Origin of the sequence: Mesorhizobium sp. M1006, from assembly GCF_040318825.1 — a bacterium.
GTDB lineage: Bacteria > Pseudomonadota > Alphaproteobacteria > Rhizobiales > Rhizobiaceae > Mesorhizobium.
The window spans coordinates 47911-63829 of sequence record NZ_JAMYMZ010000030.1; the positions used below are offsets into that span (position 1 = coordinate 47911).

At 61.6% G+C, this 15919-nt stretch carries 19 protein-coding genes; 9 read left to right on the plus strand and 10 right to left on the minus strand.

Going from position 1 to position 15919, the window contains the following annotated elements; translation table 11 throughout:
- Positions 1-197 precede the first annotated feature (197 nt).
- Positions 198-1484, plus strand: coding sequence for an AAA family ATPase (locus NKH60_RS23965; protein ID WP_352851196.1), 1287 nt, complete (start codon positions 198-200; stop codon positions 1482-1484).
- The gene (locus NKH60_RS23970) at positions 1471-2322 is read left to right on the plus strand and encodes a DUF4435 domain-containing protein (RefSeq protein WP_352873515.1); all 852 of its coding nucleotides are present in this window, start codon (positions 1471-1473) and stop codon (positions 2320-2322) included. The genes NKH60_RS23965 and NKH60_RS23970 overlap by 14 nt, the downstream gene beginning before the upstream one ends.
- Before the next feature lie 252 nt (positions 2323-2574).
- On the opposite strand, the gene NKH60_RS23975 is transcribed toward NKH60_RS23970, so the two are convergent.
- The 4 genes from NKH60_RS23975 to NKH60_RS23990 all read right to left on the minus strand — a co-directional run bounded on the left by NKH60_RS23975 (position 2575) and on the right by NKH60_RS23990 (position 5018).
- Positions 2575-3039 carry a DUF6644 family protein gene (locus NKH60_RS23975; RefSeq protein ID WP_352835656.1) on the minus strand — a complete coding sequence of 155 codons (465 nt, stop codon included), beginning with the start codon at positions 3037-3039 and terminating at the stop codon, positions 2575-2577.
- Positions 3040-3423 (minus strand): DUF6152 family protein, encoded by a 384-nt coding sequence (locus NKH60_RS23980; RefSeq protein ID WP_352873517.1) that lies wholly within the window; start codon positions 3421-3423, stop codon positions 3040-3042.
- Positions 3424-3715: 292 nt separating this feature from the next.
- Positions 3716-4204 (minus strand): GNAT family N-acetyltransferase, encoded by a 489-nt coding sequence (locus tag NKH60_RS23985; protein WP_352835652.1) that lies wholly within the window; start codon positions 4202-4204, stop codon positions 3716-3718.
- Complete coding sequence (locus NKH60_RS23990) at positions 4197-5018, minus strand: transglycosylase SLT domain-containing protein (protein ID WP_352873520.1); 822 nt, start codon at positions 5016-5018, stop codon at positions 4197-4199. Before NKH60_RS23990 ends, NKH60_RS23985 begins: the two co-directional genes overlap by 8 nt.
- A gap of 162 nt (positions 5019-5180) precedes the next feature.
- Between NKH60_RS23990 and NKH60_RS23995 the strand changes: the two genes are divergently transcribed.
- The gene (locus tag NKH60_RS23995; RefSeq protein WP_352835646.1) at positions 5181-5750 is read left to right on the plus strand and encodes a methylated-DNA--[protein]-cysteine S-methyltransferase; all 570 of its coding nucleotides are present in this window, start codon (positions 5181-5183) and stop codon (positions 5748-5750) included.
- A 52-nt stretch (positions 5751-5802) separates the two neighbouring features.
- Here the strand turns inward: NKH60_RS23995 and NKH60_RS24000 are convergent, their stop codons facing one another.
- Positions 5803-6129, minus strand: a complete 327-nt coding sequence (locus tag NKH60_RS24000) for a hypothetical protein (RefSeq protein ID WP_023719370.1) — start codon at positions 6127-6129, stop codon at positions 5803-5805.
- A gap of 295 nt (positions 6130-6424) precedes the next feature.
- On the opposite strand from NKH60_RS24000, the gene NKH60_RS24005 reads away from it, so the two are divergent.
- The 3 genes from NKH60_RS24005 (at position 6425) to NKH60_RS24015 (ending at position 7365) form a co-directional block, all read left to right on the plus strand.
- Complete coding sequence (locus NKH60_RS24005; protein ID WP_023678332.1) at positions 6425-6637, plus strand: cold-shock protein; 213 nt, start codon at positions 6425-6427, stop codon at positions 6635-6637.
- Positions 6638-6913: 276 nt separating this feature from the next.
- Positions 6914-7114 (plus strand): hypothetical protein, encoded by a 201-nt coding sequence (locus NKH60_RS24010; protein ID WP_352475039.1) that lies wholly within the window; start codon positions 6914-6916, stop codon positions 7112-7114.
- On the plus strand, positions 7111-7365 hold the full coding sequence (locus NKH60_RS24015; protein ID WP_352616729.1) for a type II toxin-antitoxin system RelE family toxin: 255 nt from the start codon (positions 7111-7113) through the stop codon (positions 7363-7365). Before NKH60_RS24010 ends, NKH60_RS24015 begins: the two co-directional genes overlap by 4 nt.
- 79 nt (positions 7366-7444) lie before the next feature.
- Here NKH60_RS24015 and NKH60_RS24020 read toward each other — a convergent pair whose 3' ends face one another.
- The 3 genes from NKH60_RS24020 to NKH60_RS24030 form a co-directional block, all read right to left on the minus strand.
- Positions 7445-8053: a glutathione S-transferase family protein gene (locus tag NKH60_RS24020; protein WP_352646486.1), complete on the minus strand. Its 609-nt coding sequence runs from the start codon at positions 8051-8053 to the stop codon at positions 7445-7447.
- Between the two features lie 262 nt (positions 8054-8315).
- Positions 8316-9170, minus strand: a complete 855-nt coding sequence (locus NKH60_RS24025) for an EAL domain-containing protein (protein ID WP_352873523.1) — start codon at positions 9168-9170, stop codon at positions 8316-8318.
- The gene (locus NKH60_RS24030; protein WP_352541073.1) at positions 9167-10060 is read right to left on the minus strand and encodes an EAL domain-containing protein; all 894 of its coding nucleotides are present in this window, start codon (positions 10058-10060) and stop codon (positions 9167-9169) included. The genes NKH60_RS24025 and NKH60_RS24030 overlap by 4 nt, the downstream gene beginning before the upstream one ends.
- 201 nt (positions 10061-10261) lie before the next feature.
- Here NKH60_RS24030 and NKH60_RS24035 point away from each other — a divergent pair, with 201 nt between their 5' ends.
- A complete protein-coding gene (locus NKH60_RS24035; RefSeq protein WP_352772949.1) occupies positions 10262-11464 on the plus strand; it encodes a pyridoxal phosphate-dependent aminotransferase in 1203 nt (400 codons plus the stop codon).
- Positions 11465-11470: 6 nt separating this feature from the next.
- Here the strand turns inward: NKH60_RS24035 and NKH60_RS24040 are convergent, their stop codons facing one another.
- Together NKH60_RS24040 and NKH60_RS24045 are read right to left on the minus strand one after the other, a co-directional pair.
- Positions 11471-11866, minus strand: coding sequence for a (R)-mandelonitrile lyase (locus tag NKH60_RS24040; RefSeq protein WP_352772946.1), 396 nt, complete (start codon positions 11864-11866; stop codon positions 11471-11473).
- A 30-nt stretch (positions 11867-11896) separates the two neighbouring features.
- Entirely contained in the window at positions 11897-12496 is a 600-nt protein-coding gene (locus tag NKH60_RS24045) for a methyltransferase family protein (protein ID WP_352683827.1), read from the minus strand.
- A 144-nt stretch (positions 12497-12640) separates the two neighbouring features.
- On the opposite strand from NKH60_RS24045, the gene NKH60_RS24050 reads away from it, so the two are divergent.
- Together NKH60_RS24050 and NKH60_RS24055 are read left to right on the plus strand one after the other, a co-directional pair.
- Positions 12641-13507, plus strand: a complete 867-nt coding sequence (locus NKH60_RS24050) for an alpha/beta fold hydrolase (RefSeq protein ID WP_352835642.1) — start codon at positions 12641-12643, stop codon at positions 13505-13507.
- Between the two features lie 162 nt (positions 13508-13669).
- Positions 13670-15721: an elongation factor G gene (locus NKH60_RS24055; protein WP_352683561.1), complete on the plus strand. Its 2052-nt coding sequence runs from the start codon at positions 13670-13672 to the stop codon at positions 15719-15721.
- Positions 15722-15919: the final 198 nt, after the last annotated feature.

The window sequence follows — 15919 nt, forward strand, 5'->3', positions numbered from 1 at the left end:
ACACCTCGTTCCTAGAACGTGCCTGCGCAGCAAAAGGCATTGTCGAGTGGAATGCTCGCCACCGGAAGAGTTTTTTTCTAATGGACCTTGCATGCCTTGCTTTTGTGAAGGACCTAACATCTCATACTTGGCAGAAGTCACACAAGCTGCCGCGATGTCGCTTCCCCTATGCGCCGTTCAGGAAAGGGAATGCTCTTATGGAACTCAAGCAGTTTGAGGTTAAGGGGCTCTTCAATTCTTACGATCATCTGGTCAGCTTTCCCACCACATCGGGTGTCGCGCAACAACCCGCGATCGTCATCATTCATGGGAGGAATGGCGTAGGAAAAACGACATTGCTCCGAATGTTGGACGGGATAATGCGGCTTGACTTCACAACATTCAGGAATGTTCCGTTTTCAGAAGCAAAACTAACCTTCGACAACAAAAGAGCACTTCAAGTAAAATCTGAAACCGCTGACGGCAAATTGAAGTATCTGAAAGTTTCGTATGGTAAATATCAGGCCATGTTAAACCCCAACCATTCAGGGGCGCTGACAGAGGAAGAGCAACTAGCTGTATCGAATTTTCGAGACGAATTTTTTAGAGATGTTGTGGGAATAGCTTTTGAGTACATTGACATTGAGCGGTTGAGTCGAATCAAAGAAGCGAGACTCTCTGAAGCGCAACTAGAGGCGCTTGCTATGCCAAGGGAATACTATTTCTCTCCGTCAGGTAAAATTGTCAGTAATGGACTGAATATAAAGTCGAAAAAGGTGCGCGATTCATCAATTAGCCTCGACAAGAGAGTAGCGGAATTCATAAACTCCGCCCAGATTAATTATCGACAGTTCTTTTCAAGCACGGAGCCAGACTTATTCCCAAAGATATTGGAAAAACTCAGCGGTCATGAAACTGTCGATATTGAGAAAGATAAACTAAAATCACAACTTAGATTCGTTATAGATCAAGATAAAATTACAGAAAGATTTGGTTTAGAGAGTGATAAATGGGACTATAGTCAAATCGTATCTAAGATAGATTTGCTTGACAATCATCCTGGTACAAAGCAAAATGCTTTAACAATTCTTTCAGTTTATGCTGAACATCTTGCATCGCGGGCGCAAGAAAGGAAGCTTGTCGCAGACCGGCTCCTCACCTTTGAAAAACTTCTCTCTGAATTCTTTGTTGGAAAAGAGGTCCGAATCGACAGCGTTGAGGGAATGAGAATTTCCACCGCAGGAAAGAAACCACTTAAGGAAAGTGACTTGAGCTCTGGTGAATATCATCTTCTTTATTTGATGGTTTCTGCTCTTGTTACAAAACAAAAGGGCACGATTTTGGCGATCGACGAACCCGAGATGTCAATGCACATAGCATGGCAGAGAAAATTGGTTTCTGCGTTAATCAGGTGTGCGTCTGGCGCCGAGCCGCTCTTCATCTTTGCCACTCACTCCCCCGACTTAGTATCTTCGTATCGTGAAGCCATGATTGACCTGGGGTGAGAATTCCGTGTTGAGACGTCAGATTGACGCATATCTAACTGCGGTGCAGATGGATCCTGAGCGCCGACATCTTTTTGTCGAGGGATACCGGGACCGGAACTTCCTAACGTGGCTTTGTGGAAATGAAATCCACTCTAATGTTAGCGTACTCCCAATAGACGCGATCGATTTCTCGGAGGCTGTGGATGGCGGGAACCGTGGGCGATTGGTCGAAATTGCACGGACGATCGAAGGTCAAACGGATGCGATAATGTTTTTCGCCGATGCGGATTACGATATCCTCCTCAAACGGAAACTCTTGTCTAACGTATTTTATACCGACAGAAGAGACATAGAGGGCTATATTTTTAGTGAGCGCTCTCTTGAGAAAATATTTGTTCTTTCGCTGAACACTGAAAAAAGTTCGACTAATTTTTTCAAACTCGTTGTGAGTATATGCAAAAGGATAGCGTCGATCCGAATTTATTCCGAGGAAACCTCTTCCAGAATTGCATTTAAGAGCACCAGTCTAAAGAGATACATTACCAAAGACTCTATGTTTTTATTTAATCTGGAAGGATACACTAGGGCACTCCTTCAGAATTCAAATATCTCTCTGTCAAGGCTAGAATCAGTATTGTTAGGAGCAAAGAGTATTGAGGAAAGACTCGATGACCTCGACCACTACGAATACATTCACGGAAAAGATGTCATTTCTGTATTCGAGAGACTCCTTCATATCTTTGGTGTCAAGGACGGAGAGGCCGAAAGATTGCTTTGGGCTACAGTTGATCGTCCCGAATGCTGCCTTCATCCCCGACTCAAAGAGACTTTGAAATACATGAAGAAGATAATCTGAACGTCTATTGGTACGTCACGGGAACGACAGCTGCACGCCGGCGGGTCGATGCTGAAGTACTTTGCGTTGACCCGGTTGACCGAGTTTTAGAAGCCGGAATCGCGGGGCAGATTCGCTCCATCACCACGTCCTCCAGCGAGATGCCCGCCGCCGCCAGGGAATGCTTCAGCGCCTTCAGCGATTCCTCCGTCCGCGGCTCGACGTCGCAACGCACCATTTTGCACCTTGCCAACGCCAGTGCCGACACTCGGCTTAGCCGAGAAACCCAATAAACCGTCCGGCGAAAAGCACCGAAGTCCACAGCACCAGCGAAAGCACAGCCAGCACGGTCGCGGCCCCACCAGCCGGCTCATCACTGCCTTTTACGCGGCGCATGAAGACGAGGAAGTTGACCCCGGCAAGCAGGATGAGCGTCATCTTGGCGAGGAAGACCGGCATTGCCGCATATTCGCTCGCCCTTACTGAAAAGAGCAGCGACCCAGTGACTAGCGCACCAGCGAACGCGGCAAACGCGGTGCGGCGCAGCAGCGCGACGAACGCCGCTTGCGGCAGCGAGCGGAAGGCGCCCAGGATCCTGAGGTCCATGAGCCAGACGCTGGTCAGCAGCGCGCCGATCGACATGATGTGCAGCGCGTTGACGATGGGGTAGGCGACGAAGGAGGCCTTCAGTCCCCGCGCGAAGGCGAGTTGCTCGATGTCGGCAAAAAACCCGTCCATTCAGGCCGGCGGCACGCGGTCGGGATAGACGTCGTAGGTCTTGCCGCCGACGATGATGCGGGCCGCCTCCATGCGCTTTTCGCTCTCGTCGCGCGAGCGGTTGCCGATCGCGGTCACCTCGTCGCCGATCTTGGCGACCTCCTCGGTGAAGCCGGCGGCGATCGTGCGCGACGGCGTCGCCATCTCCACCCGCCAGGCCTCTCCCTCGGCGTCGACATCCAGCGTGGCATGCGGGTTGCCGATATAGATCGCCGTGATCCTGCCTTTGAGTTCGAAAAACCCGTCCTGCGTCCACGACCAGCCGTGATGGGCATAGGCCGCACTGACGGCGGCAAGGATCACCGCCGCTGCCAGCGTGACGCTCCGGTTGAAAGGTGACAGCATCGCTCGTCTCCTCGGTTCCGGCATTAGAGGGTAGGTCAGCGCGCCGCAGCGTCAAATCACATGAGGTGTGCGCTGCCCCTCATTGCCCTGCCGGGCATTTCTCCCCGTATAGTGACGGGGAGAAAGGTGCCTTCGCCGACGGTTTCGCCAATCTCCGGCGTGGCAGAGGGCGTGCCGGCGTTGCGGCAGCCCCTTCTACCCGTCCTATACGGGGAGAAGGTGGCGGCAGCCGGATGAGGGGCGGCGCCGACTTCGCCAATTGGCGATCAGCCTCGCTGAAGGGAACTTATGCTCACGCCGCCCAATCGACCTCGACCATCCCCAGCCGCTGATAGAGCCTGACCGCAGCCGCGTTCTCGACGGTATTGGTCTTGAGATCGACATGCGCAGCACCCCTTGCCTGAAACACGGCAAACGCGTGCCGCATCAGCGCCTCGGCGATGCCGTTGCCGCGCGCCTCCGGGTGGACGGCAAGATCCTTGACGAAAGCCCGCGTCCAGCAGAGCGCCGCGCCCGCCAGCCGGCCCTTGCCGTCAATGACCAGGAAACACAAAGCTGGGTCGAATTCCGCGTCGGCCGAAATGCGTGGCCACCATTCGTCGAACGGCCCGTCGGCGCCGTCGTCGAACACCGCGGTCAACAGCGTATGCAAAGCGAGTGCATCGGCGGCTTCGAAGCCGCGCATGAAAAAACCTTCGGGCCAGCGCGGCGCCAGAAGTGTGTCGTCGAGGATCTTGCGCAGGCGGATGTCGTTTGGCGCCGGCGGGCGCGGCTCAGGCATCGGGCTGCATGCGGCGGCGCAGGCTGTCGCTGCCGAGCCCGGTTTCGCCGAGCATCCCCTTGCGCTTGGCGTCGTAATAATAGCCGCTCTGGTAGAGCCGGTCGGCGCGCTTGGGGTTGCCGCCTGAGACCAGCCAGGCGCCGCGCAGATATTTCACCGCATATTTCAGATTGGTCTCGGCGTCGAACAGGCCGCTTGCCGGCCCGTCATAGCCCATGCCGCGCGCCGTCGCGTGCTTGATCTGCATCAGCCCCCAATGGCCGTGATTGTAGGCTTTCGGGTTGAAGGTGCTCTCGCGGTTGACGACATGGCGCACCAGATCGACCGGCACCTGGTAAAGCGCGGAATATTTCTCGATCAGCCGCTCGATCTCGCTGCGGCCGCCGGCGTTGGACTGACCCTCGGCGGGGTCGGTCGCGGCCAGAGCGGCCGGGTCCTGCGGCAGCGTGTAGGAAACCGGCTGAACGCCGGGCATGGCCTCGGTCTGTTGGCTGACCGGCATGGCGACGGCCGGCGTCGCGGTAACAGGCTGGGCATTGGCGGTCATGACGGCGGGGGTAGTTGCCGCCAGCGGCGTCGGCCCGGCAAAGGCGGCGGCCGGCTCGATCGGCAGCGCAGCCGTCTGGGCGACGCCGGACGGCTCCGGCAAGACCGAAACCGTGTCGGGCAGCGCGAGCGTAAAGCCGGCATCGGTATTGACCGTATTTTCGGTGAAGGCCGGCGTCGGGGTCGCCGGCGAAGTCGAGGTGCAACCGCTGAGAGCGGCCACGGCCAACACCGCCGCAAGGACGGGAAAGAGGAATTTTGCTGGCAAGCGGCGCTCGGGTCCGGTTCGTCGGGTGTTAAGAAGTCCTTACACCAGCATCTTTCCTCGGGCAATCCGCGGTAGCCGGCGGTTTCCGGGTGGCGAGCCGGGCCGCGAAATGCGATATTGTTCTGGATTTGTACTTCGAAGGATTCCGGAAAGGAGCACGCCATGGACGCCTCTCATGCCACCGCCGGCCACGCGGTCTTCGAAACCGTGCTCGGCTTCATGGGTATCGCCTGGAGCGAAGCCGGGCTGACCCGGCTCTGCCTGCCGCAGCGCAATCGCGACGCGGTCGACCGCCGGCTGCTGCGCCATGCCGCCGCCGACCAAGCAGCGAAGCCCGAGCCGCAATGGGTTGCCGAGCTGATCGCGTCGATCAAGGCCTATGCCGCCGGCGAGGATATCGATTTCTCCGGCGTGCCGGTCGATCTCAGCGGCGTCGACGAGTTCCGCCAGGCGATCTATGACGCGGCGCGAAAACTCGCCTTCGGCGAAACCACCACCTATGGCGAACTGGCCAAGCGCGCCGGCCATGCCGGGCTGGCGCGCGAAACCGGTGCCGCACTCGGCGCCAACCCGGTGCCGCTGGTCATCCCTTGCCATCGCATCCTTGCCGCCGGCGGCAAGATCGGCGGATTTTCCGCGCCCGGCGGCTCGGCCACCAAGGAAAAGATGCTGGCCATGGAAGGCGTGCGCGTCGGCCCGCCGCCGCCGGCGCAGGTGTCGTTCGGGTTTTAGTGGTGCTGATATTCAGGCGAGGCCGGCACCCGGCGCACCATTTCGTCCCACTCTAATCCGGAAGCAGGCGCCGGCGAAAACGCCGGTCGATCTCCACCCGCTTGCATTTGTAGACGGTGCAGGAATTCGTGTCGGCGCTCGGCACCGAGGCCCGCGCCCTGACCTCGCCGATGTCGCAGAATTGCTGGCTGCGCACGTAGCGGTCATAGAGCGCCAGCCCCGGCACGCGCGCCGATCTGTAGCGCAGGATGACCGCGCCCTCGCGCGCGATCGTCGCCTGCACCTTGCCGCAGCTCATGCGGGTCGGGTCGTAGCGCGAGACCGCCTGCGCCTCGGCGGCCACCAGCGTCAGGCAAGCGGCAAGCAGAACGATTTTCATGTCCCTCTCCCCAAAACCCGTGCCCGAAGCTGTCGCGATCCTCCCGCGTCAGGCGCGCAGCGACGACGCTCTCACGCGATTGGGGCGGCCGTTGGGCAGCGTTGCCGCCGCGCCATTTTCCGCCCCGTCTTGTTTTTTGCGCGAAGGCATATTATATGCGGTCCATTGATATTTCGGCCGATCGATCCGGGCCTCGCGATATTCGCGTTTGCTGACGTTCTATCTCCAAAATCTCGATACAAACCGGCTGGGTTTCGGCCCAGTCAAACTAAAGCAAACGTAAAGGACTATCGAAATGGCAACAGGTACGGTCAAGTGGTTTAATTCCACCAAGGGTTTCGGCTTCATTCAGCCTGACAGCGGCGGCGCGGACGTTTTCGTTCACATCTCCGCAGTCGAGCGTGCTGGACTGTCGACCTTGGTCGAAGGCCAGAAGATCAACTTCGAGATCGAGCAGGACCGCCGCACTGGCAAGTCGTCCGCTGGATCTCTGAGCAAGGCAGCCTGATTTTGCGAATGGCGCGCGCCGGGCGCTAGCCCGGGGCGGGCGGGAAGTGACGGTTGTTCTGGCGGTCGCGCGCGCAGCGCGCCGGAGCGAAAGACCCCGACAAGCCGAAGCAGCAGATTGCTGCCGGCCCGGCCAAAACGCTCCCGATCAGGCTACCAAGCATGGGAAGGCGGGATTTTGTCCCGCCTTTTTGCTGTCTGGATTCCAGTGAACCGCTGCCTTGGGCCTATAGTCCCACTTTGTGGTGTTTTTGGCCCAATGTGGTACTATTAATTCATGAGCAAGCTTGAACAGATTGAGAAATCCGTTGCCGAACTAAGCCCCGAAGAGCTGAGAGCGTTTGCCGCATGGTTCGAGGCGCTGCAGGCCGACATGTGGGACCGGCAGATCGAAGCCGACGCCAAGGGCGGCAGGCTGGACAAGCTTGCCGAGCAGGCCTTGGCTGATCATCGCGCCGGCCGGACCCGGCCTCTGTGAATCATTTTGCTACTCCCTCGTTTTGGGAGGCCTACGCAAAACTGCCCTCGTTAATCAGAGCAAAGGCGAACAGACGTTTCGCCAAACTGAATTCTGACCCGTTCCACCCGTCGTTGCATTTCAAACAGGTCGGGCGCTACTGGTCGGCGCGGGTTGATATCAACTACCGCGCCGTGGCTGTTCGCGACCACGATGACGTGGTCTGGTTCTGGATAGGCACCCATTCCGAATATGATCGCCTGCTGAAATAGCCGCGCGACCATTCACGTCATCGGCCGAGGGCCGCAAGCCCGACCTCCGGAGCGAGCCGCGAAGCGCCGAGAAGCGTGACTAAGGCAGCCACTCCAGCGGCACGTGCCCCGGATCGGCCTCGACCCTTTTCAGCCAGGCGGCAACCGCCGGATAGGCGTCGAGCTGAAACCCGCCCGTCTCGGCCGTATGCGTATAGGCATAGAGCGCGATGTCGGCGACGCTGAGCGCATTGCCGGCGAAGAAGCTGCTCCCGGCCAGGTGCTTGTCCATGACGCCGAGCGCCTTGTTGCCGCGCTCCAGCGTCAGGGCCAGCCGCTCCGGCGTCGCATCCTTGGCTCTTTCAGGGAAGGTCAGCAGCGCCCTGCGCACGGCGATATAGGGCTCATGGCTGTATTGCTCGAAGAACAGCCACTGATAGGCCAGCGCGCGTTCGTATCTGTCCGCCGGCAGAAACCGCGTGCCTTCGGCGAGATAGAGCAGGATGGCATTGGATTCGGCCAGCCGGCGGCCGTCGTCGAGTTCGAGCAGCGGCACCATGGCGTTCGGGTTTTTCGCGACATAGTCGGGCTTGCGCGTGTCGCCGGTGTGCGAGCTGACCTCGACATTGGTGAAAGCGATGCCGAGCTTGGCCATCAACAGGCGCGGCTTGTAGCAATTGCCGCTGTCGATCATTCCATAGAGTATCATCGGTGCTCCCCCTTGCTCGCAACCACCCGTCTCAGGGCTTGATCCAGCCTCTATCGCGGCAGCGGCGGCTTCATCCAGTGATTTGTTTTGGCGTAACCATCAGCGCCGCTGATGCATTTCAGGATATATCGAGATTCAAGTCAGGCCGAGCCGAGAAGGGTGGGTTCCGAGAACCGGAGCGGAGCGTACTTTGGGTACGTGAGCACCGGAAGCGCAGGAAACCGCCGTTCGCAGGCCGGCATCACTTGAATCTCGACATATCCTAGCCGAATAGGGGGATGACGTTGTTGTCCCTGCCAAGCAGCCTGTCGATCGACAGCGGCTCCTCGTCGAACAGCGTACCGGCCAGCGCCGGCCGGGCAAGGTAAAAGCCCTGCAGCAGGTCGACGCCGCCATCCAGCGCGACGCGCAGATGCGTGGCGTTCTCGACGCCTTCGACCAGCACCTTGGCGCCACGGTCGTGCAGCGTCGAAACCAGCGGCCGGAAAAACCGCTCGGCGGCGGCATGGCGGCAGAATTCTGCGAACCAGGTGCCGTCGATCTTGACGATGTCGGGCTGCACCAGCGCTACCCTTTCTTCGGTCGAATGCCCGGTGCCGAAATCGTCGATGGCGATGCGGACGCCGTCGCGCCGCATCTCGCGCGCCAGGCTGACAAGCACCTTGTCGCCGGCCGCCTGCTCGGTGATCTCGCAGACCAGCATGCCGGGATGCAGGCCGAAATCCGCCAGATGCCTGGTCATCAGCCTGATTTCGGCCAGCGCCCGTGCGGGGTCATCGTTGATCAGCGGATTGTAATTGAAGAACAGGTCGAGCCCGTCGACGCCGATGTTGCGGAAGTTGCGCAAATGCAGCACCCGGCACATGGTTTCGACAAACAGCCGATCCGCTGCCGGCACACCTTCGAAGAAGATTTGCGGCGCCGCCGGCCTGCCTGCGCGGTGCGGCTCGATCAGTCCCTCGACCGCGACGGCGGCGAGAAACCTGCCGCGCGGCGCGAAGACCGGCTGGTAGGCGCTCCTCAGCCGGAATGCGCCGTAGACGCCATATTCGATGCCGACCTCGTCGGCAAAGATCGCTTCGCCGACCTTGCGCCGCATGTCGGCCCGCCCGGTCACGATGCCACCCTGCGCCCGAAAGCCCGCATCGGCCGCCGCGAGGTCGAAACGGCCGTGGGCACTTTGTCCTTATCGGGCGACACCGCTGATGCCTGCCCGGCTTTGTCGAAGACGTGAAAGCTGGTCGGTGCAAGCTCCGGGCGTGCCAGCACGAAGCCTTGCACCATCGAGGCGCCCGACTTTTCGGCAAGCTCGAGCTGCCAGCCCGTCTCGATGCCCTCGAATACCGTACGGATGCCTTGCTCTTCGAAGCTGGTCACCATAGCGGTCAGCAAGGCGAAGCCGGCACCGGATTCCATCAGCGTCATGATCCAGTCGGCGTCGAACTTGACGATGTCTGGCCTGAGTTCCTTGATGCGATTGATGTCGGATTCGTCGGCGCCGTAATCGTCGACGGCAATGCGCAAACCATTGCCCCTGAGCGCCTCGACGAAATTGTAGAGCGTTTCCTGCGACGCCGATTTCTGTTCGGTGACCTCGCAGACGACGCGGTGCGGATCGATGTCGGCCTCGTGCAGCACCAGCCGCATTTCGCGCAGCGCCTTGTCGGCGATGCTGCGGTCGGTGAACACCGATGGATCGAAATTGATGAAGATGGAGGCGTCTCGCGGCAGGCAGGCGCCGGCGTTCAGAAGGTGCAGCGTCCGTGTCAGCGCCTCGATATGCAGGCGGTCGACCGCCGGACAGCTGTTGAAGAAACTCATTGGCGGCTGCGGCTCGCCTTCGCGGAACGGCCGGATCAGCCCCTCGAACGCGACGACGGAAAGCTTGCCCTTGTTGAAGGCGAAGATCGGCTGGAACGCGCTTTGCAGCGTATAGACCCCCCAGACACCGCTGGCGGTGCCGTCATCATGGCGGATGATATGGGCAAGCCCGATGCTGCGTGTCACGGTTCCTCGCTATGCGAGACTGGCGGACCGGCCCGGTCCTGCCGTTCAAGCTTTTACCGATCGTTGATGAATTTATTGTTGCCAGCATTGCGCGCTGGCTCATTCGACAATGCCTGCGCTGGGCTTGCGCTTGACCAGATGATGCGACATGAGAGGCGCCGCGGCGCCTTCGCCCGCCGGTCCTTTCTGGAGATATCTGTCATGGCCTTTCTTGCCGACGTCCTTTCCCGCGTAAAGCCTTCCGCGACCATCGCGGTGACGCAGAAGGCGCGCGAGCTGAAAAACGCCGGCCGCGACGTGATCGGGCTGGGCGCCGGCGAACCGGACTTCGACACCCCCGACAACATCAAGAACGCCGCGATCGAGGCCATCCGCCGAGGCGAGACGAAATATCCGCCGGTATCCGGCATCGTGCCGCTGCGCGATGCGATCGCGAAAAAATTCAAGCGCGAGAACAATCTCGACTACCGGCCGGAGCAGACCATCGTCGGCACCGGCGGCAAGCAGATCCTGTTCAACGCTTTCATGGCGACGCTGAACCCCGGCGACGAGGTGATCATCCCGCGGCCCTACTGGGTGAGCTATCCCGAAATGGTGGCGATCTGCGGCGGCACCTCGGCCTTTGCCGACACCTCCATCGACAACGGCTTCAAGCTGACGGCGACCGTGCTGGAAAAGGCGATCACGCCGCGCACCAAATGGCTGTTGATGAACTCGCCGTCCAACCCCTCGGGCGCCGCCTATACCGAGGCGGAGCTCAAGGGCCTGGCCGACGTGCTGTTGAAGCACCCGCATGTCTGGGTGCTGACCGACGACATGTACGAGCACCTGACTTATGGCGACTTCGTCTTCAAGACCATCGCCGAGGTCGAGCCGAAGCTCTATGAGCGCACGCTGACGATGAACGGCGTGTCAAAGGCCTATGCCATGACCGGCTGGCGCATCGGCTACGCGGCAGGCCCGGTGCCGCTGATCAAGGCGATGGACATGATCCAGGGCCAGCAGACCTCCGGCGCCTGCACCATCGCCCAATGGGCGGCGGTCGAAGCGCTGAACGGCCCGCAGGATTTCATCCCGAAGAACAAGGCGATCTTCCAGGGCCGGCGCGATCTCGTCGTCTCGATGCTCAACCAGGCGCGCGGCATCACCTGCCCGTCGCCGGAGGGTGCGTTCTACGTCTATCCCTCCTGTGCCCAGCTGATCGGCAGGAGGACCAAGAACGGCAAGGTGATCGACAGCGACGAAACCTTCTGCTCCGAACTGCTCGAGGCCGAGGGCGTGGCGGTTGTTTTCGGCTCGGCCTTTGGCCTCGGCCCGAACTTCCGCATCTCCTACGCCACGTCGGAGGCTCTGCTCGAAGAGGCCTGCACGCGCATCCAGCGCTTTACCGCCGCGCTGGTCTGAGACGTTTCAGCCGCCATACTGCTCGTCGTTCACCTTCTCCAGCCAATCGACATGCGCATCCTCGAGCGCCTCCTGCATGGCGATGTGGGTCATCGCCGATTTGGGCGCGGCGCCGTGCCAGTGCTTTTCACCGGCCGCAAAGGAGATGACGTCGCCGGCCCTGATCTCCTGCAGCGGCCCGCCCCAGCTTTGCACGAGACCGGCACCGGATGTGACATATAGCGTCTGGCCGAGCGGATGCGTGTGCCAGTGGGTGCGGGCGCCGGGCTCGAAGCTGACCAGCGTGGCTCTGAGCCGCGCCGGCGCCTCTTTCTCGATGATCGGCGTCTGCAAAACCCGGCCAGTGAAGTATTTTTCCGGCGCAACAATCGTCGGCACGCTGCCGCAGGCAATGATCTTCATCGTCGCAAATCCTCGATTCAATCCAGTGGCTTAGACCCTACCACTTTCGTCCGATGCCGGCTGCATCTCCTGCCGGCTGCGGGCAAAACGCGGCCAGAACAGACCGGTCCGCGTGCGGTAAGCGTCGTAGGCATCGGCCAACCTTGTCCGCGAAAATTTTCGCTCTTCGTCCAAGGCCGCGATCACGTAGATCGTAACGATGCCGGCGACCGGCACCACCGCCCAGACCGACCAGGTCGCGATACCCCATCCGACCCAGAAGATGATGTAGGACGTGTAGAACGGATGCCGGACATGGAGATAAGGGCCTTCGGTCACCAGGCTGTCGGGATTGTCGGGATCGAATGCGAACCGCAGCCCCGCCTTGCGGGAGACCGAGATCGCCCACCAGAACAGCGCCGAGCTTGCCAGTTCGATGGCGAGCCCGCCGATCTTCGCCGCCACCGGCTGCCGCTCGATCCACAGCAGCGCAAGAAAGAACAGCGCCGTGCCGACCACGACGGCCGAAATGATCATCGCGCCTTGAGACATGGTCGGCGACTGGAAATGCGCGCGCATCGACCAGGCATATTGGCCGAGCGTCGCGATGCTGCTGATCGAGACGAGAAGGTCGAGTGTGGATTCCATCATCAGGCTCCGGGGGTTAGCTGTGGTGGATTCGTTCATCATACCCGGCAGAAACCCAGAAATCATTTCTTAACCACCGTTCTAAACAACATGGTGACCTCGGCATGCGATGTTGACCTGGAGACAATCCCAAGGTCCAAATCAGATATGGCCGTTTCCCACCGCACGATCCGCACGCCGCAAGCGGATTTGCGCCTCAGCCAGTCGTCGGGACCCGGCATCCCGCTTGTCCTGATCCACGGCTCGGGCAGTTCGCGCGCCGTATTCGCCCGCCAGTTCGACAGCCCGTTGGCCGCTGCCCATCGGTTGATTGCTTTCGACCTGCCCGGCCATGGCGAATCGTCGGACGCCCGCGATCCGGCGACGGACTACACCATCGCCGGCCTTGCCCAATCGGCGGCCCAGCTCCTCGATGCCTTGGGCATCGGCCGCGCCGTCGTCTTCGGCTGGTCGCTTGGCGGGCACGTGGCAATCGAACTCGCGAGTTTTCACCGCGCCGTCGGCGGGCTGATGCTGACCGGCGCGCCGCCGGTATCGAAGGGTCCTTTCGGCATGCTGCGCGGCTTCCACGCGCATTGGGACATGCTGCTGGCATCCAAAAAGACGTATTCCGAACGCGATGCCGAGCGCTTCGAGACGCTGTGTTTCGGCGACACCGCCGATCCGTCCTTTCGCCAAGCCATCCTGCGCACCGACGGCCGGCTGCGCGCCGCGGTGACGCGCGGCATGCTCACCGGCAAGGGTGCCGACCAGAGACAGGTGGTCGAGCAAGCCGCGTTTCCGGTCGCCGTCGTCAATGGCGAGAACGATCCGTTCGTCCGGCTCGGCTATTTTGAGACGCTCGCCTACGGCTCGCTGTGGGAGCATTGCCACATCGTCTCCGGCGCCGGGCATGCGCCTTTCTGGGAGCGTGCGGACCTGTTCAATCCGTTGCTCGCGCGCTTTGCCGAGACGGTGGCGGTGCAGCGCGTGGACGCACCCCCGCTAGCGTCGCGCCTGACCGGCACCGGCTGAACCGGCCCAACTTCAAATCCCTTCAACTTCAAATCCCTTGCCCTCCCGGCCTGCCCGTGGGACGATGCCCTTTGGGTAGGTGGCAAATTGAAAAAAGCCTCGCCCGCGACGGCCGACAGGCCGGCCGCCGCTCACAGGGAAACGCCTGAGTGGAGGTCAGCCATGGGTACTCGCGCCGGAGGACGACGCACGGGACCGAAATGCATTGCCATAGTCGGTCCCTTCGCAAGCGGTAAGACGACACTTCTCGAAGCCATACTCGCCCGTACAGGCGCCATTCCCCGCCAGAATCCCGTTTCGTCCGGAAATACCGTTTCCGATCATTCGCCCGAGGCGCGCGCTCACGGCATGAGCGTCGAGGCGACCTTCGCCACCACCGATTTCATGGGCGAGCCGTTCACCTTCGTCGATTGTCCCGGCTCGATCGAATTCTCCTTCGAAGCCGAGCCGGTGCTGGCCGCCTGCGACGTCGCCGTGGTCGTTGCCGAGGCCGACGAGAAGAAGATCCCTGCCCTGCAGCTGATCATGCGCAAGCTCGACGAGCTCGGCGTGCCGCGCATGCTGTTCCTGAACAAGGTCGACAAGGCGATAGCAGGTGTGCGCGACACGCTGAAGATGCTGCAGCCGGCAAGCTCGGTGCCATTGCTGCTGCGCCAGATCCCGCTGCGCAAGGACGGCGTCGTCATCGGCTCGATCGACCTCGCTCTGGAGCGTGCCTACATCTACCGCGAATATGCCGAGAGCGAGGTCGCCCAGATCCCGAGCGACGACAAGGCGCGCGAGCTCGAGGCGCGCTTTTCCATGCTGGAGACGCTCGCCGACCATGACGACCGGCTGATGGAGCAATTGCTTGACGAGATCGAACCGCCGAAGGACGCGATCTTCGACGACCTCGCCGCAGATCTGCGCGACGGCACGGTGACGCCGGTGCTGATCGGCACCGCCGAGAAGGGCAACGGCGTGCTGCGCCTGTTGAAGGCGATCCGTCACGACGCACCCGACATCGCGGCGACGCGCCAGCGTCTCGGCGCGCCCGATGGCAATGCCACCGTGGTCCAAGTGATGAAGACCATCCACACCGCGCATGGCGGCAAGCTGTCGGTCTCGCGCATCCTGTCCGGCCAGGTCGCCGACGCCGCCGAGCTGTTCCTTCCCAGCGGCGAGACGGCAAAGGTCTCCGGCATCTACAAGATGCTCGGCAAGGACCAGGTCAAGCTGACTTCGGCCAAGGCCGGCGACACTGTGGCGCTCGGCAAGCTGGACGCCGTCAGGACCGGCCAGACGCTGAGCTCGACCAAGGGCGGCATCAAGCCGCTGGTCACGCTGGCGCCGCCGCAACCGGTCTTCGCCTTCGCGCTGCGGCCGAAAGAGCGCAAGGACGAGGTCAAGATGTCGGCGGCCATCCAGCGCCTGGCCGAGGAAGATCCCTCGCTCAACCTGCATCACAACCAGGATTCCGCCGAAACCGTGCTGTCCGGTCATGGCGAGATGCATCTGCGCGTCGTGCGCGAGCGGCTGGAAGGCAAGAACCAGATCCCGGTCGAAGGCCATGTGCCGGCCGTGCCCTATCGCGAGACGATCCGCAAAGCGACGCAGCAGCGCGGCCGCCACAAGAAACAGTCGGGCGGCCACGGCCAGTTCGGCGATGTGGTGCTGGAGATCAAACCGCTGCCGCGCGGTTCAGGCTTCCAGTTCACCGATACGATCACCGGCGGCGTCGTGCCGAAGACCTACATCCAGTCGGTCGAGACCGGCGTGCGCGATTACCTGAAATCGGGCCCGCTCGGCTTCCCGGTCGTCGATGTTGCCGTCAACCTTTCCGACGGCTCCTACCATGCGGTCGATTCCTCCGACATGGCCTTCCAGATGGCGGCGAAGCTGGCGATGAAGGAAGGCATGGCCGCGTGCTCGCCGGTGCTGCTGGAGCCAGTGATGAAGGTCGAGATCGTCACGCCGTCGGATGCGACGTCGAAGATCATCGCTCTGATCCCGCAGCGGCGCGGCCAGATCCTCGGCTACGACGCGCGGCCCGACTGGCCGGGATGGGACGTGGTCGAGGCGACCATGCCGCAGGCTGAGATCGGCGACCTCATCATCGAGCTGCGCTCGGCCACTGCGGGTGTCGCCAGCTACCGGGCCGTCTTCGACCACATGGCCGAACTCACCGGCCGGTTGGCCGACGAAGCGCTGAACGCCAACGGCAAGGCCGCCTGAGCTGCCCTTGCGGCCCAACAGGAAACGGGGGGGGGGGGGGGGGCGCGGGCGGGGGGGGGGGGGGGGGGGGGGGGGGGGGGGGGGGGGCCGGGGGCGCGGCGGGGGGGGGGGGGGGGGGGGGGGGGGGGGGGGGGGGGGGGCGGGCGGGGTGGGGGGGGGGGGGTGGGGGGGGCGGGGGGGGGGCGCGGGGGGGGGGGG

Excerpts from the sequence above, each read along its gene's own strand:
- NKH60_RS23985 (WP_352835652.1), bottom strand. The coding sequence starts at position 4,204 with ATGCCTGAGCCGCGCCCGCCGGCGCCAAACGACATCCGCCTGCGCAAG.
- NKH60_RS24055 (WP_352683561.1), top strand. The coding sequence starts at position 13,670 with ATGGGTACTCGCGCCGGAGGACGACGCACGGGACCGAAATGCATTGCC.
- NKH60_RS24050 (WP_352835642.1), top strand. The coding sequence starts at position 12,641 with ATGGCCGTTTCCCACCGCACGATCCGCACGCCGCAAGCGGATTTGCGC.
- NKH60_RS23965 (WP_352851196.1), top strand. The coding sequence starts at position 198 with ATGGAACTCAAGCAGTTTGAGGTTAAGGGGCTCTTCAATTCTTACGAT.
- NKH60_RS24035 (WP_352772949.1), top strand. The coding sequence starts at position 10,262 with ATGGCCTTTCTTGCCGACGTCCTTTCCCGCGTAAAGCCTTCCGCGACC.
- NKH60_RS24040 (WP_352772946.1), bottom strand. The coding sequence starts at position 11,866 with ATGAAGATCATTGCCTGCGGCAGCGTGCCGACGATTGTTGCGCCGGAA.
- NKH60_RS24010 (WP_352475039.1), top strand. The coding sequence starts at position 6,914 with ATGAGCAAGCTTGAACAGATTGAGAAATCCGTTGCCGAACTAAGCCCC.
- NKH60_RS24005 (WP_023678332.1), top strand. The coding sequence starts at position 6,425 with ATGGCAACAGGTACGGTCAAGTGGTTTAATTCCACCAAGGGTTTCGGC.
- NKH60_RS23980 (WP_352873517.1), bottom strand. The coding sequence starts at position 3,423 with ATGCTGTCACCTTTCAACCGGAGCGTCACGCTGGCAGCGGCGGTGATC.
- NKH60_RS23975 (WP_352835656.1), bottom strand. The coding sequence starts at position 3,039 with ATGGACGGGTTTTTTGCCGACATCGAGCAACTCGCCTTCGCGCGGGGA.
- NKH60_RS24020 (WP_352646486.1), bottom strand. The coding sequence starts at position 8,053 with ATGATACTCTATGGAATGATCGACAGCGGCAATTGCTACAAGCCGCGC.
- NKH60_RS24000 (WP_023719370.1), bottom strand. The coding sequence starts at position 6,129 with ATGAAAATCGTTCTGCTTGCCGCTTGCCTGACGCTGGTGGCCGCCGAG.
- NKH60_RS24045 (WP_352683827.1), bottom strand. The coding sequence starts at position 12,496 with ATGATGGAATCCACACTCGACCTTCTCGTCTCGATCAGCAGCATCGCG.
- NKH60_RS23995 (WP_352835646.1), top strand. The coding sequence starts at position 5,181 with ATGGACGCCTCTCATGCCACCGCCGGCCACGCGGTCTTCGAAACCGTG.